We start from the raw sequence: 13,963 nt of genomic DNA, 5'->3' as shown, positions 1-13,963 counted from the left end.
CTGACAAAAATCGGGGCGTTTTTTTATGCGTATTGGCCACGGCTATGATGTGCACCGTTTCGCTGAAGGCGATTTCATTACTCTGGGCGGCGTGCGCATTGCACACGGCTTCGGGCTGCTCGCTCATTCCGACGGTGACGTCCTGCTGCACGCCTTGAGCGATGCCTTGCTCGGCGCTGCTGCGCTGGGTGATATCGGCAAGCATTTCCCGGACACCGACCCGACATTCAAGGGTGCCGACAGCCGTGTGCTGTTGCGTCATGTCGTCGCACTGGTCCACGCCAAGGGCTGGAAGGTCGGCAACGTCGATAACACCATCGTCGCCCAGGCGCCAAAAATGGCCCCGCATATCGAATCGATGCGTGCGCTGATTGCCGCGGATCTTCAAGTTGAGTTGGATCAAGTGAACGTGAAAGCTACCACCACCGAAAAGCTCGGCTTTGTCGGTCGCGAAGAAGGTATTGCCGTGCACTCCGTTGCCTTGTTGCTGCGCGCATGAACGAACTGCAATTGCTTGGCCCGCGTGCCTATGGTGAAGCCCTCGGCACCGCTGTACTGAAAGCTACGGCGGAAGATTTCCAGGTCGATGAAGTCCTCAATATTCCGCTCAGCGGCGACGGCGAGCACCTGTGGATCTGGGTGGAAAAACGCGGCCTGAATACCGAAGAGGCAGCACGTCGAATCGCCAAGGCGGCGGGCGTGCCATTGCGCACCGTCAGTTACGCCGGTCTCAAGGATCGTCAGGCGCTGACGCGTCAGTGGTTCAGCGTGCAACTGCCGGGCAAGGCCGACCCTGATCTGTCGGCGGCCGAAAACGATACGCTGAAAATCCTCAAGACCGGTCGGCACAAACGCAAGCTGCAACGCGGCGCCCACTCGGCCAACGGTTTCACCTTGCGCCTCACGCAATTCGCTGGCGACAAAGCGGCGATCGAAGCGCGTCTGCAACTGATCGCCAAACAAGGTATTCCGAATTATTTCGGCGCCCAGCGTTTCGGCTTTGACGGTGGCAACGTGGTCGATGCCCGTAGCTGGGCCGCGCGCAAGGCCTTGCCGGAGCAGCGCAACGTGCGTTCGCGTCTGCTTTCCACCGCCCGCAGTTTTCTGTTTAACCAAGTGTTGGCGGCGCGCGTTGCTGATGGCACCTGGCAGCAAGCGCAGGTTGGCGATCTGTTGGCGTTTACCGACAGCCGCAGTTTTTTCCCGGCTGGTGAGGCCGAGTGCAGCGACCCGCGTCTGGCGATTCTCGACCTGCACCCGACCGGCCCACAGTGGGGTGAAGGTGACTCGCCGGCGACGGGCGCTGTCCATGAACTGGAGCAGGCAATCGCTGCCCGCGAAGCAGACCTTCGCGATTGGTTGATTAACGCCGGAATGAGCCACGAACGTCGCATCCTGCGGCTGCCCATTGGTGGGTTGACGTGGCATTATCCCGAGCCTGACATTCTGCAACTGGAATTCGTCCTGCCGGCCGGATGCTTTGCCACTGTATTGGTGCGCGAGCTTGTTGATCTGGTGCCGGTGGGGCAGACGGACAGCCCATGCGTATTCTGATTTCTAACGACGATGGGGTAACCGCACCCGGTCTCGCCGCGCTTTATGCTGCGCTGGCGGATTACACCGAATGCGTGGTTATCGCCCCGGACCAGGACAAAAGCGGCGCCAGCAGTTCGCTGACGCTCGACCGTCCGTTGCACCCGCAAACCCTGGCCAACGGCTTTATCAGCCTTAATGGCACACCGACCGATTGCGTGCACCTGGGCCTCAACGGCTTGCTGGAGCGCGAAGCGGACATGGTGGTTTCCGGCATTAACCTGGGCGCCAACCTGGGGGACGATGTGTTGTATTCCGGTACCGTGGCAGCGGCCCTCGAGGGGCGTTTCCTGAAGCGGCCATCGTTTGCCTTTTCGTTGGTCTCACGGCAGGTCGAGAACCTTCCCACAGCCGCTTACTTTGCGCGCAAACTGGTGGAAGCCCACGCTGACCTTGACCTGCCACCGCGCACGGTGCTGAACGTGAACATTCCCAATTTGCCGCTGGACCACATCCGCGGAATCCAGCTGACGCGCCTCGGCCATCGCGCCCGCGCCGCGGCACCGATGAAAGTGGTCGACCCGCGCGGCAAGTCCGGCTACTGGATCGCCGCAGCAGGGGACGCCGAAGACGGCGGCCCGGGCACCGACTTCCATGCGGTGATGCAAGGCTATGTATCCATCACGCCGCTGCAACTGGATCGCACCTTCAATGATGCTTTCGCAAGTCTCGACGGCTGGCTGGAGGGACTGCGCTGATGGCTCGTGAACAAGACCCGATGCATCGCGGTATCGGGATGACCTCGCAACGTACCCGCGAGCGCCTGATTCAGCGGTTGTACGAGGAAGGCATTTCCAACACCAAGGTGCTGGAAGTGATCCGCCTTACGCCACGACACCTGTTTGTCGACGAAGCGCTGGCGCACCGTGCCTACGAAGACACGGCGTTGCCGATCGGTAACAACCAGACGATCTCCCAGCCTTACATGGTGGCCCGCATGAGCGAGCTGCTGCTGGAAGCGGGGCCTCTGGACAAGGTAATGGAAATCGGCACGGGCTCGGGTTATCAGACCGCAATCCTGTCGCAACTGGTCGAGCGGGTTTTTTCCGTCGAACGCATCAAGGTTCTGCAGGACCGGGCCAAGGAACGCCTGGTTGATCTGAACTTGCGCAATGTGGTTTTCCGCTGGGGCGATGGTTGGGAAGGCTGGCCTGCGCTGGCGCCGTATAACGGCATTATCGTGACGGCGGTGGCGACCGATGTGCCTCAGGCCTTGCTTGATCAGTTGGCACCCGGAGGGCGACTGGTCATACCGGTCGGCTCGGGTGAAGTGCAACAGTTGATGCTGATCATCCGCGAAGAACACGGGTTTTCCAGGCGTGTTCTGGGGGCGGTGCGTTTCGTTCCATTGCTCAACGGCCCCCTGGCCTGAGCATTTGTCCGGGCGCTGTGAATTCTCTTCGATTGCCTCTGTCTTACAGCGGCGTCGATCGGTTAAACGGGTTTCATCGTCAGGTAGCAAACGTGTGCTTCGCTTCATTAAAGGTAAAGCCTGCACAGCCCGTTATACTGGTGACACTTCATGCCGGGAGCGCGGCAATTCAATATTTCAGCCACCACAAAGGGAGCGGCGGGTGAGTCTCACAGTCATTGCGCAGCGAATGGGTATAACGAGCTTTCAGCGCCTGGTGACTGGCCTAGTCTTGAGTACCTTGCTGGTCGGTTGTTCCAGCAACAAGTCGAGCGACGTACGCGTCGTCGATCGCAACAATGCCGTGGCCCAGCGTCCGGCAGTGACCACGGGTCAGTATGTGGTTCGACCTAAAGACACCTTGTTTTCCATCGCCTTCCGCTACGGCTGGGACTACAAGGCCCTCGCCGCACGCAACAACATTCCTGCGCCTTACACGATACATCCGGGTCAGACGATTCGCTTTGACGGTCGCACCGGTTCAACGCCGACGGCGGTGGCCAGCCCGGCCGATTCGACGCCTTCATCGTCGAGTAAAACCACAGTAATCCGGCGCCAGCCAAATGGCGCAACTACGACGACAACGGTGGTTGCACCGTCCGTCGCCAACAAGCCAGCACCCGCTCCGATGCCTCCTGCAGGCCCGGCCCCGACCGGCTGGGGGTGGCCTTCTAATGGCATTCTCATTGGAAAATTCTCTTCAAACGGTAGTTTGAATAAAGGAATTGATATCGCCGGGGATTTGGGACAGCCTGTTTTAGCTGCGTCTGATGGGACGGTGGTATACGCCGGGAGTGGCTTAAGGGGCTACGGCGAATTGGTCATCATCAAACACAGCGACACCTACGTCAGTGCCTACGGTCACAACCGCAGGCTGTTGGTTCGGGAGGGGCAGCAGGTCAAGGTCGGACAGACAATTGCCGAAATGGGGTCAACGGGTACAGACCGGGTGAAACTGCATTTTGAGATTCGCCGACAAGGTAAACCTGTAGATCCGCTGCAGTTCCTGCCACGTCGTTGATTTGTTACCAGCCTGTTCCGTCACGTAGAGGGAACAGGCTCCAGCGTTGCCAAGGATAAAGGCGCCGCTTGAGCCTGAGGTCGAACTCACCAAAGGACTATAACAATGGCTCTCAGTAAAGAAGTGCCGGAGTTTGACATCGACGATGAGGTTCTCCTGATGGAGACCGGCATCGGTACGGATTCGATGTCGAATGATGAAGGGGCTGCTCCACCTTCCGTTCGTGCCAAATCCAGACACTCCGCCTCGTTAAAGCAACACAAGTACATCGATTACACGCGTGCGCTCGATGCCACGCAGCTGTACCTCAATGAAATCGGCTTTTCCCCTCTGCTGTCCCCCGAAGAAGAAGTTCACTTTGCACGCTTGTCGCAAAGTGGCGATCCGGCCGGGCGCAAACGCATGATTGAAAGCAACCTGCGGCTGGTGGTGAAAATCGCCCGACGCTATGTCAATCGTGGCTTGTCGCTGCTGGACCTGATCGAAGAGGGCAACCTCGGACTGATTCGGGCGGTAGAAAAGTTCGACCCCGAACGTGGCTTCCGCTTTTCGACCTACGCAACCTGGTGGATTCGTCAGACCATCGAGCGCGCGATCATGAATCAGACCCGGACCATCCGGTTGCCGATCCATGTGGTCAAAGAGCTTAACGTGTACCTGAGGGCCGCACGGGAGCTGACGCAAAAACTCGATCATGAACCCTCACCCGAAGAAATCGCCAACCTGCTGGAAAAACCGGTGGGCGAGGTCAAGCGCATGCTGGGCCTGAACGAGCGGGTTTCTTCGGTCGATGTCTCACTGGGTCCGGATTCGGATAAAACCCTGCTGGACACCCTTACCGACGACCGTCCGACCGATCCATGCGAACTGCTGCAGGATGACGACCTGTCCCAGAGCATTGATCAATGGCTTTCGGAACTGACCGACAAGCAGCGCGAGGTGGTGATACGCCGCTTCGGTCTGCGCGGGCACGAGAGCAGCACGCTGGAAGATGTAGGCCTGGAAATTGGCTTGACCCGGGAACGCGTCAGACAGATTCAGGTTGAAGGCCTGAAGCGTCTTCGGGAGATTCTGGAGAAAAATGGCTTGTCGAGTGAGTCGCTGTTCCAATAAGCGAATCGCTTGAGCGGCATGCAAAAAGCCCCGACTGGTTCGGGGCTTTTTGTTGTCTGGCTGATGCTCCTGCAATGACGATATGTTTGTAGTCTTGCGGTGTAAGTCTTGGCTTACTCTTGCGTAAGTGTTCGCTATTTTTACACCCTGGAAGACGACTACTGTTCGCCGATGATTTTTTTAATGCTTTGATTTTTATAGGTATTTATAAAAATCAGGAGCATGTGACAGCGGATTTTTACCGCGGAGGGTGATTGCTCTTGCTCGGGAATTCTCTAGTATTCAGGTTGTGTCGACGGACAGACACGCCCTTCAAGGATGAGGGGAAAGGACATTGCAGGATGCGATTCATCAGGACGATGAAAAGGAACACAGGGAATAGGGAAAAAATGTGGGCGGGTCAAACCGCCCCTTTTTTTGTCTTTTTTTTGGTTTGGGTGCCACTTTATTTTCCGCGTGGGCACTGTTCTTTGTAGGAGCCAGCTTGCTGGCGATGGCGGCTTGATAGCCGACCATTTTCTTCCTGGTGTACATATCCGTTTCTGCGGTGACGGCGGCTAATGGTTTCGCCCTTACGGCGAGTCACTTGGAAAAGCCCCAAGTAACCAAGCGCTCTTGCCCCTTTCGTTCGGTGCCTCGCTAAGGCTCGGCATGCCCTCGCTCCGGTCCTGCTCCGTGGGCCCGCCGCCATCGGCCATCCATGGCCGGGGGCGGCTAACCCGGCATCCATGCCGGGTTGCCCACTGCGCAGAACCTCCACTCGGCCTCTCGAGGGGGCGTGTACCTCAAGATCAAAAGCTGAAGGCGAGCTAACGCTCGGCCTGATGAGTGGTGAAAATCAAAAGCGTACGTGCCCCTCTGTAGGAGCTGGCTTGCCAGCGATGGTCGTTAACGATAACGCGTGCTGTCTGGATAGGCGCGGCGCACTTGAGTCCATCGCCAGCAGGCTGGCTCCTACAGGAGTGGCGTGATCCCGGTTCTGTCTCACGACACAGAATCTGTAGGAGCTGGCTTGCCAGCGATGGTCGTCAACGATAACGCGTGCTGCCTGGATAGATACGGAGCACTTGAATCCATCGCCAGCAGGCTGGCTCCTACAGGAGTGGCGTGATCCCGGTTCTCTCACACGACACAGAATCTGTGGGAGCTGGCTTGCCAGCGATGGTGGTCAACGATAACGCGTGCTGCCTGGGTAGACGCGGCGCACTTGAGTCCATCGCCAGCAAGCTGGCTCCTACAGGGAGGGGCGGTGATCCCGTTTCTCTCACACGACACAGAATCTGTAGGAGCTGGCTTGCCAGCGATGGTCGTCAACGATTACGCGTGCTGCCTGGGTAGACGCGGCGCACTTGAGTCCATCGCCAGCAAGCTGGCTCCTACAGGAGTGGCGTGATCCCGGTTCTCTCACACGACACAGAATCTGTAGGAGCTGGCTTGCCAGCGATGGTGGTCAACGGTAACGCGTGCTGTCTGGATAGACGCGGCGCACTTGAATCCATCGCCAACAAGCCGGCTCCTACAGGTTTTTGCGTTATCAACTTTTTTGCCTGCAAAAAAGCAAAAAGGCCCGCAAGGGGCCTTTTCGGGAACGCAGGGTCAATCAGCGTTCGAGGTCTTTGATCTTGCCTTTGACGCCATCCCACTCTTCGGCATCGGGCAGCGATTCTTTCTTCTCGGTGATGTTCGGCCAGATTTCGGCCAACTCAACGTTCAGCTGAATGAATTCCTGCATCTCTTCCGGGACTTCATCTTCGGAGAAGATGGCCACGGCAGGGCATTCTGGTTCGCACAGTGCGCAGTCGATGCACTCATCCGGGTGAATCACCAGGAAATTCGGGCCTTCGTAAAAGCAGTCCACCGGACAGACTTCTACGCAGTCGGTGTACTTGCACTTGATGCAGTTGTCGGTGACGACGAAGGTCATTTCTAATTTTCTCCTCAGGCGGCGGCAGCGGAGCCCCTTCACGTTGGGGTCGCCAGGTTTGGGAGCGATAGTCTGCAGGCCAGGCTATTAGCCTGCAGCATCCCAAACCGCGCGAGATTCTAACAGCTTGCAGGCAAGTGCGTTAGATCCGTGTCTTTAGTGTATAGAGCATTTCTAGTGCACGACGCGGTGTCAGGTCGTCCAGATCCAGTTTGGCCAGTTCTTCGAGTACCGGATGCGGCAGGCTGGCGAACATGTCGCTTTGCTGTGGCGCGGCCGATTTGCCTTTGGCAGCCTTGGGCACTTCATGCGGCAGCGCGGTGGCTTCCAGGCGACCCAGGTGCTCGCGAGCGCGCACGATCACTTCGCTCGGCACGCCGGCCAGTTGTGCAACGGCCAGGCCATAACTCTGGCTGGCAGGCCCGGGCAGCACGTGGTGCAGGAACACGATGCGCTCGTTGTGCTCAGTGGCATTGAGGTGCACGTTGGCCACCAGCGGTTGCGCTTCCGGTAGCACCGTCAGTTCAAAATAGTGCGTGGCGAACAGCGTGTAAGCCCGCAGCTGCGCCAATCGTTCAGCCGCCGCCCATGCCAGGGACAGGCCGTCGAAGGTGCTGGTGCCGCGACCGACTTCGTCCATCAGCACCAGGCTGCGCTCGGTGGCGTTGTGCAAAATGTTGGCGGTTTCGCTCATTTCGACCATGAAGGTCGAGCGCCCACCGGCCAGGTCGTCGCTGGAACCGATCCGGGTAAAGATCCGGTCCACCAGCGACAATTCGCAACTGGCCGCCGGCACGAAGCTGCCGATGTGCGCCAGCAGTACGATCAACGCGGTCTGGCGCATGTAGGTGGATTTACCGCCCATGTTCGGACCGGTGATCACCAGCATGCGCGTGTTGTCGTCGAGGCTCAGGTCGTTGGCCACGAACGGCGTGGTCAGCACTTGCTCGACCACCGGGTGACGACCCTGGCTGATGCGCATGCACGGCTCGTCGACGAAGCGCGGGCAGTTCAGGTCGAGGTTCAGCGCGCGTTCGGCGAGGTTGCTCAGCACATCCAGTTCGGCCAGGGCTGCAGCGGTGTCTTGCAGCGGTGGCAATTGGCTGATCAAGTCTTCGAGCAGCGCTTCGTAGAGCATCTTCTCGCGGGCGAGGGCGCGGCTCTTGGCCGACAGCGCCTTGTCCTCGAACGCCTTCAGTTCCGGCGTGATAAAGCGTTCGGCGCCTTTGAGCGTCTGGCGACGGATATAGTCGGCCGGCGCCGATTCAGCCTGCTTGCTCGGCAGCTCGATAAAGTAGCCGTGAATGCGGTTGTACCCGACTTTCAGGTGCGACAGGCCGGTACGGGCCTTCTCGCGTGCTTCCAGATCGATCAGGAACTGCCCGGCGTTTTCGCTGAGCGATTGCAGGTCATCGAGTTCGCTGTCGTAACCGGTTTTCAACACGCCGCCGTCACGGATCACCGCAGGCGGGTTGTCGATGATGGCTTTTTCCAGCAGGGCCGCCAGTTCAGGGTAGGTGCTGGTGGTTTTCGCCAGTTGAATAATGTGCGGCGCTTCCAGCTCGGCCATCGCCACTTGCAGCTCGGGCAATGCGCCGAGGGCATCGCGCAGACGCGCCAGGTCGCGAGGACGCGCATTACGCAAACCGATGCGCGCGAGGATCCGCTCGATGTCACCGATTTCCTTGAGCTGCGGTTGCAGCTTTTCGAAACGGTAAGCGTCGAGCAGGCACGTGATCGAGGTCTGGCGCGCCAGCAAAACGTTCAGGTCCCGCAGCGGACGATTCAACCAGCGGGTCAGCAAGCGGCTGCCCATGGCGGTCTGGCAGCGATCGACCACCGATTGCAGCGTGTTGTCGCGGCCACCGGCCAGGTTAGTGTCCAGTTCCAGGTTGCGACGGCTTGCGCCATCCAGCACCACGGTGTCGTCCAGACGCTCATGGCGCAGGCTGCGCAAATGGGGCAGGGCGGTGCGTTGGGTTTCCTTGGCGTAGCTGAGCAGGCAGCCGGCAGCGCCGATGGCCAGGGTCAGGTTCTCGCAGCCAAACCCTTTCAGATCCTGGGTCGAAAACTGCTGGCACAGACTTTTCAGCGCCGAGTCGCGCTCGAAATCCCACGGTGCACGACGACGAACCCCACGGCGTTTCTCCGCCGGCAAATCCTTCGGCCAGTCATCCGGGATCATCAACTCCACCGGATTGACCCGCTCCAGTTCCGCCAGCAGGTTTTCCCAGCCCTTGATCTCCAGCACGGAGAAATTGCCGCTGGTGATATCCAGCACCGCCAGACCGAACAGGCGCTCGTCACCCAGCACCGCCGCGATCAGGTTGTCCCGACGCTCATCCAGCAGCGCTTCATCACTGACCGTGCCCGGCGTGATGATCCGTACTACCTGCCGATCCACCGGCCCTTTGCTGGTCGCCGGATCGCCGACCTGTTCACAGATCACCACCGATTCGCCGAGCTTCACCAGTTTCGCCAGGTAACCTTCCGCAGCGTGGTAAGGAATCCCACACATCGGAATCGCCTGGCCGGCCGACTGCCCACGGGCGGTCAGGGTGATGTCCAGCAACTTGGCGGCCTTCTTCGCGTCTTCATAGAAGATCTCGTAGAAGTCACCCATGCGGTAGAACATCAACTGGTCGGGGTGCTGGTTCTTCAGGCGCCAGTACTGCTGCATCATTGGCGTGTGAGAGGACAGATCGGAGAGTGCTTTATTCATCGGATAATCAGGCAAATTCGTTGAAAGGTGTAGGGCAAAGGAGGGACATCGGCCCGGCTTTTCCGCGATGGGCGCAAGGTTACCATGGGCGGTCCGCCCGACGCAGGCAACTAAAGCTGTGCGATACATTTCTGCTGTCTATGCATGAATTATGCAATTCTGCATTTGCCTCGGTAAAAAAGATCAAGCACTATGCGCGTTATGCAAAAACGCAATGTTTCTTCCGTCTTAAGAGCGCTGCTCGATCAGCACGGGATCTCCCCCACGGAGCTTCACCGTCGCACCGGCGTGCCTCAATCCACTCTCTCGCGGATCCTCGGCGGGAAGATTGTCGATCCTTCGGATAAGCACATTTCGAAGATCGCCGAGTACTTCGCCGTGAGCACCGATCAGTTGCGTGGCCGCGCGGATGTCGCGCCTGCCGCCAATTCCGGTCGCGATGAATTGCATTCCGAACTCAAGGACATAAGCCTGTGGGACGACGATACGCCTGTCGATGACGACGAGGTGTCGGTCCCCTTTCTTCGCGAGGTTGAATTGGCTGCTGGATCAGGAAGATTCGTCATCGAAGAAAGCGAGCGCTCTAGCTTGCGCTTCGGCAAGCGCAGCTTGCGCCATAACGGTGTGCAGTTCGACCAGGCCAAATGCGTGACGGTGCGTGGTAACAGCATGCTGCCGGTACTGCGTGACGGCGCCACCGTAGGGGTCAATGCCGGCAAGTGCGGGATCGGCGATATCGTCGATGGCGACCTTTATGCGATCAACCACAACGGCCAACTGCGGGTTAAACAGCTTTATCGCTTGCCCACGGGGATTCGCCTGCGCAGCTTCAATCGCGATGAACATCCGGACGAGGACTACACCTTCCAGGAGATCCAGGAAGAGCAGATTGTCATCCTCGGCCACGTCTTCTGGTGGGGCATGTACGCCCGCTAACCTCATCGCTGTCAGATAAAACCCGCCATCGTGCGGGTTTTTTTTCGCCTGCTGAAAACCCACCAACGCCTTTGTCTGTGGGGGGCTTCATGCGTCAGTGCATTTAAAATGCATAAATAAATGCATTTGTGCATTGACTGTATATGCATCCATGCATATTCTTTGTCTCAAGCCGCTCAACAAAGCAGCTCGAAACGAAGTTCTTTAGTTCCACGACAAAGGCAGCGATGAACCGGCCTCAACGGTTCAGAGGGTTGGCAACTGACCCGGGTGTGCAGCGTAAAGCACCGAAAGCAGTTATCCGGCGGGCAGGGACCGCGGTCGGAAAAACAATCTGAATGGACCCGTACCGCGCCAGTAGCGCCGAAAGGTCAACGCGAAGGACCGCATTACTGAAAAGCCCGGCAAGCGCCGGGCTTTTTGGAATGCCTACCTCGTACGAGGTCGATCAACCTCATCCACAGAAAGGATTCGACACAAGCCAGGAGGCGTCGTGATGTTGAAAGATTGCAGATGTGGGCAGTGCAAAAGACTGCTCGCCCGGGTGGGTGAGTACACCGAGCTCCAGATCAAATGCTCCCGATGCGGAACATTGAATCACGTGAAGGCCGCGAGCCTTGAGCGATCGCCGTTGAGCGACATGAACGCGCAATCCAGCGCACACAACCATTCAACTCAATAGGTGATAACCATGGCTGGACCATCAGGACCACCCCGTATTCAGTTCACAAACAATGGCAGCCCGGTGTTGCCGCCGCGCAACTCCATGAGCCCGGGCCAGTATCTCGAGTCGCCGAGCAAGCGGTTCAAACTGCTGCTGCAACCGGACATGAACCTGGCGCTCTATGACAATGGCGCACTTGCCTGGGTAGCTGACGGCAACGCTTACACGAGCACGCTCAATCCTGTGGCGGCGGTGCCTAACTGTTTCTACGTGTATTACAGCGGTGTTCTCGTAGACCACACACGTAACCGTTGCTGGACCACGGTCAATACCACGGCAGTCGACAGTGTCGAGGCCGCCGCGAATCGCACTTATCTTCAAGTGCAGGACGACGGCAACATCGTGATCATCGATTCGCAAACTCTCTGGAATGGCACTCCGTCAATTCCCGTCATCACGGGCAGTGCCGCAGTGATTTTTCCGGGGCCATCCGAGTTGGTCAGAGGGCAGCCTTACTTTGCAGGCGACGGCGCCATTATCTTCCAGGGCGACGGCAACGTTGTGAACTACGGCCCGAACTGGAGTGTTCGCTGGGCCAGTTACACGCAGAACAAAGGCGCGGTCAGGGCGGTGTTTCAGGCAGACGGTAACTTCGTGGTTTATGGCGCGAATAACGTTCCGCTCTGGAATTCAGGAACCGCTGGCCGTCCGGGTGCTTCTTTGCGCCTGCAACCCAATGGCAGCCTGGCGATTGTCCAGGATGTCCCTGTCTGGGCGCGTTTCGGCTATACGCCGACCATTCGCGCTCGAAAAATCTACTACCCGGACACCACAAGCCCCGAGCACAACGGTACTGCGCCGTATCCAACTTACGGACATATCGGTTGGGAGTTTTAAGGGTAGATCCAAGGGCTCCCTGCCAGTTGGCAGGGCGTCTTGTTTTATTGCACAGAACCTTTTCGTTTTGGGCCATTCACCCCCAGGAGGCGTGACATGACAAACGAGCAACAAGCGTTGCTGGACATGCCGATCTGGCTGGTCATCGTGCTCGCCCTGGTGGGCGGGGTAACCGGCGAAATGTGGCGTGCCGACAAGGAGGGCGCTCGCGGCTGGTCATTGCTGCGGCGTCTGGCCCTGCGTTCCGGGGCCTGCATGATTTGCGGGGTCTCGGCCATCATGCTGCTGTACGCCGCCGGCCTGTCGATCTGGGCGGCCGGCGCGTTCGGCTGCCTTACGGCGATGGCCGGCGCCGATGTCGCCATTGGCCTTTATGAGCGCTGGGCGGCCAAGCGGATCGGCGTGTGTGAAGTGCCGCCGCGTGATTCCCGCCCGGATCAATAAAGCCAGGTCCCTTTGCCGTTCTGGCATCCCCGGTCCGCTGCATGAACCCACGCAGCCGGACGCCTCGAAATTTGAATGGAAGCCTCTTATGTCCCCCGACATCGATAAACCGTCGCGTCTGTTTTTTGCCATTGCCGACGCGCTGCGTGCGGTTGGCCCGGGTTTGAAGGTCGGAGGCCGTCAGGACTTCGACGGCACGTTCGATCAGGCGTGGGTCCTGATCGCCATCGAACGCAATGCAGCCGGCGACCGCGCCCATGACGGGCGCATCGCCCATGTTTTGTCGATCTCGCTGCAAATCATTGTGCCGCCGACCCTGAGTAATCCGGGGTTGGCCGCTGGCGATCTGGCGAGCGTTCTCAAGGGATTGGCCACGGATAACCGCTGGGGCCTGCCGGGTAGTCAATGCGACCTGCCCATGAACATCGATGCCTTGCCGTCGACGCTCATCAGCGGTTCGCAGGAGTACCTCGCCTGGACCCTTTCCTTTACCCAGACGATTTACCTCGGCGCATTGCTGCTGGAGGACCCGTTGGGCATCCCGAAATTCGCCAAAACCTGGGAAGTCTCGAACATCGACGACCCGGACCAATACACCGCACTTGAGGACTGAGCCATGTTCGATGCGCTTTTACGTCAGCAGCTCGGCCCGATCATTGAGCGTCTGGCCGAGATGGAGGCCGAACTTGAAGACGTGCACCGGCGCACAGACAGCCTGTGTCGTATCGGCGTGTGCCAGGAAGTCGATGCGGCCAGCAATACCTGCCGGGTCAGCCACTCAGGATTGCTGACGCCCGCCATCCGTTTTTTCAACCCCAGCGCCGGGGCGCAAAGCGAGTCGCGGATCCCCTCGGTCGGCGAGCAATGCCTGTTGCTGAACCATGGCGGCGGCGAGGGCGGCGCTCAATCCGTGGCGTTGTTCGGGCTTAACGGTAATCGGTTTCCACCTGCCTCGACCCAGGCTTCGCTGACGCGTCGCCTCTATCTGGACGGTACGGAAAGCGGTTACGACGACGCCCTTCATGCCTTGCACTGGAAGAACGGCCCGGCGGCGTTCAATGGCTCACGCGAAGCGCTCGAGTTGAATCTCGGGCCGGCGAGACTTGCGATCACGCCTGAGGCCATCGAACTGCAACTGGGCGCGGTCGGCTTGCGACTCGACGCTTCCGGTGTGCACCTGAGCGGCCCGGTGGTGGATCACCAGGGACGCGTCATCAGTACCGCATAAAGAGTTTCCC

The 13,963-nt window shown here is 58.9% G+C and carries 14 protein-coding genes; 12 read left to right on the top strand and 2 right to left on the bottom strand.

Features of this window, described 5'->3' with window-relative positions:
- Positions 1-25: 25 nt before the first annotated feature.
- From ispF to rpoS, 6 genes are all read left to right on the top strand, one after another.
- Entirely contained in the window at positions 26-499 is a 474-nt protein-coding gene (gene ispF, locus KGB25_RS14600; RefSeq protein ID WP_008029005.1) for a 2-C-methyl-D-erythritol 2,4-cyclodiphosphate synthase, read from the top strand.
- Positions 496-1,554, top strand: coding sequence for a tRNA pseudouridine(13) synthase TruD (gene truD / locus KGB25_RS14595; RefSeq protein ID WP_008029007.1), 1,059 nt, complete (start codon positions 496-498; stop codon positions 1,552-1,554). Before ispF ends, truD begins: the two co-directional genes overlap by 4 nt.
- Positions 1,542-2,291 (top strand): 5'/3'-nucleotidase SurE, encoded by a 750-nt coding sequence (surE, locus tag KGB25_RS14590; protein WP_008029009.1) that lies wholly within the window; start codon positions 1,542-1,544, stop codon positions 2,289-2,291. Before truD ends, surE begins: the two co-directional genes overlap by 13 nt.
- 38 nt (positions 2,292-2,329) lie before the next feature.
- Positions 2,330-2,965, top strand: coding sequence for a protein-L-isoaspartate(D-aspartate) O-methyltransferase (locus KGB25_RS14585; protein WP_177318174.1), 636 nt, complete (start codon positions 2,330-2,332; stop codon positions 2,963-2,965).
- 202 nt (positions 2,966-3,167) lie between these two features.
- Positions 3,168-4,025 (top strand): peptidoglycan DD-metalloendopeptidase family protein, encoded by an 858-nt coding sequence (locus KGB25_RS14580; RefSeq protein ID WP_223435447.1) that lies wholly within the window; start codon positions 3,168-3,170, stop codon positions 4,023-4,025.
- A gap of 105 nt (positions 4,026-4,130) precedes the next feature.
- On the top strand, positions 4,131-5,138 hold the full coding sequence (rpoS, locus tag KGB25_RS14575; RefSeq protein ID WP_008029016.1) for an RNA polymerase sigma factor RpoS: 1,008 nt from the start codon (positions 4,131-4,133) through the stop codon (positions 5,136-5,138).
- Positions 5,139-6,738: 1,600 nt separating this feature from the next.
- Here rpoS and fdxA read toward each other — a convergent pair.
- Both fdxA and mutS read right to left on the bottom strand, forming a co-directional pair.
- Positions 6,739-7,062: a ferredoxin FdxA gene (gene fdxA, locus KGB25_RS14570; protein WP_007908827.1), complete on the bottom strand. Its 324-nt coding sequence runs from the start codon at positions 7,060-7,062 to the stop codon at positions 6,739-6,741.
- Between the two features lie 142 nt (positions 7,063-7,204).
- Positions 7,205-9,784, bottom strand: a complete 2,580-nt coding sequence (mutS, locus tag KGB25_RS14565) for a DNA mismatch repair protein MutS (RefSeq protein ID WP_008039328.1) — start codon at positions 9,782-9,784, stop codon at positions 7,205-7,207.
- Between the two features lie 201 nt (positions 9,785-9,985).
- On the opposite strand from mutS, the gene KGB25_RS14560 reads away from it, so the two are divergent.
- The 6 genes from KGB25_RS14560 (at position 9,986) to KGB25_RS14535 (ending at position 13,953) form a co-directional block, all read left to right on the top strand.
- On the top strand, positions 9,986-10,720 hold the full coding sequence (locus KGB25_RS14560; RefSeq protein ID WP_008039327.1) for an XRE family transcriptional regulator: 735 nt from the start codon (positions 9,986-9,988) through the stop codon (positions 10,718-10,720).
- 496 nt (positions 10,721-11,216) lie between these two features.
- Positions 11,217-11,402, top strand: coding sequence for a Com family DNA-binding transcriptional regulator (locus tag KGB25_RS14555; protein WP_223435440.1), 186 nt, complete (start codon positions 11,217-11,219; stop codon positions 11,400-11,402).
- A 9-nt stretch (positions 11,403-11,411) separates the two neighbouring features.
- Positions 11,412-12,281, top strand: a complete 870-nt coding sequence (locus KGB25_RS14550) for a putidacin L1 family lectin-like bacteriocin (protein ID WP_223435438.1) — start codon at positions 11,412-11,414, stop codon at positions 12,279-12,281.
- Positions 12,282-12,377: 96 nt separating this feature from the next.
- Complete coding sequence (locus KGB25_RS14545) at positions 12,378-12,725, top strand: phage holin family protein (RefSeq protein WP_008039324.1); 348 nt, start codon at positions 12,378-12,380, stop codon at positions 12,723-12,725.
- Between the two features lie 88 nt (positions 12,726-12,813).
- A complete protein-coding gene (locus KGB25_RS14540; protein ID WP_223435437.1) occupies positions 12,814-13,338 on the top strand; it encodes a hypothetical protein in 525 nt (174 codons plus the stop codon).
- 3 nt (positions 13,339-13,341) lie between these two features.
- Positions 13,342-13,953 (top strand): phage baseplate assembly protein V, encoded by a 612-nt coding sequence (locus KGB25_RS14535; RefSeq protein ID WP_223435436.1) that lies wholly within the window; start codon positions 13,342-13,344, stop codon positions 13,951-13,953.
- The last annotated feature ends 10 nt before the right edge of the window (positions 13,954-13,963 follow it).

This window comes from Pseudomonas sp. BF-RE-21 (assembly GCF_019947305.1).
Lineage (GTDB): Bacteria > Pseudomonadota > Gammaproteobacteria > Pseudomonadales > Pseudomonadaceae > Aquipseudomonas > Aquipseudomonas migulae.
This window is presented reverse-complemented; position numbering and strand designations above follow the sequence as displayed.

What these genes read in the sequence shown, in the direction of transcription:
- ispF (WP_008029005.1), top strand. Translation starts at nt 26, where the DNA reads ATGCGTATTGGCCACGGCTATGATGTGCACCGTTTCGCTGAAGGCGAT.
- truD (WP_008029007.1), top strand. Translation starts at nt 496, where the DNA reads ATGAACGAACTGCAATTGCTTGGCCCGCGTGCCTATGGTGAAGCCCTC.
- surE (WP_008029009.1), top strand. Translation starts at nt 1,542, where the DNA reads ATGCGTATTCTGATTTCTAACGACGATGGGGTAACCGCACCCGGTCTC.
- KGB25_RS14585 (WP_177318174.1), top strand. Translation starts at nt 2,330, where the DNA reads ATGACCTCGCAACGTACCCGCGAGCGCCTGATTCAGCGGTTGTACGAG.
- rpoS (WP_008029016.1), top strand. Translation starts at nt 4,131, where the DNA reads ATGGCTCTCAGTAAAGAAGTGCCGGAGTTTGACATCGACGATGAGGTT.
- fdxA (WP_007908827.1), bottom strand. Translation starts at nt 7,062, where the DNA reads ATGACCTTCGTCGTCACCGACAACTGCATCAAGTGCAAGTACACCGAC.
- mutS (WP_008039328.1), bottom strand. Translation starts at nt 9,784, where the DNA reads ATGAATAAAGCACTCTCCGATCTGTCCTCTCACACGCCAATGATGCAG.
- KGB25_RS14560 (WP_008039327.1), top strand. Translation starts at nt 9,986, where the DNA reads ATGCAAAAACGCAATGTTTCTTCCGTCTTAAGAGCGCTGCTCGATCAG.
- KGB25_RS14555 (WP_223435440.1), top strand. Translation starts at nt 11,217, where the DNA reads ATGTTGAAAGATTGCAGATGTGGGCAGTGCAAAAGACTGCTCGCCCGG.
- KGB25_RS14550 (WP_223435438.1), top strand. Translation starts at nt 11,412, where the DNA reads ATGGCTGGACCATCAGGACCACCCCGTATTCAGTTCACAAACAATGGC.
- KGB25_RS14545 (WP_008039324.1), top strand. Translation starts at nt 12,378, where the DNA reads ATGACAAACGAGCAACAAGCGTTGCTGGACATGCCGATCTGGCTGGTC.
- KGB25_RS14540 (WP_223435437.1), top strand. Translation starts at nt 12,814, where the DNA reads ATGTCCCCCGACATCGATAAACCGTCGCGTCTGTTTTTTGCCATTGCC.
- KGB25_RS14535 (WP_223435436.1), top strand. Translation starts at nt 13,342, where the DNA reads ATGTTCGATGCGCTTTTACGTCAGCAGCTCGGCCCGATCATTGAGCGT.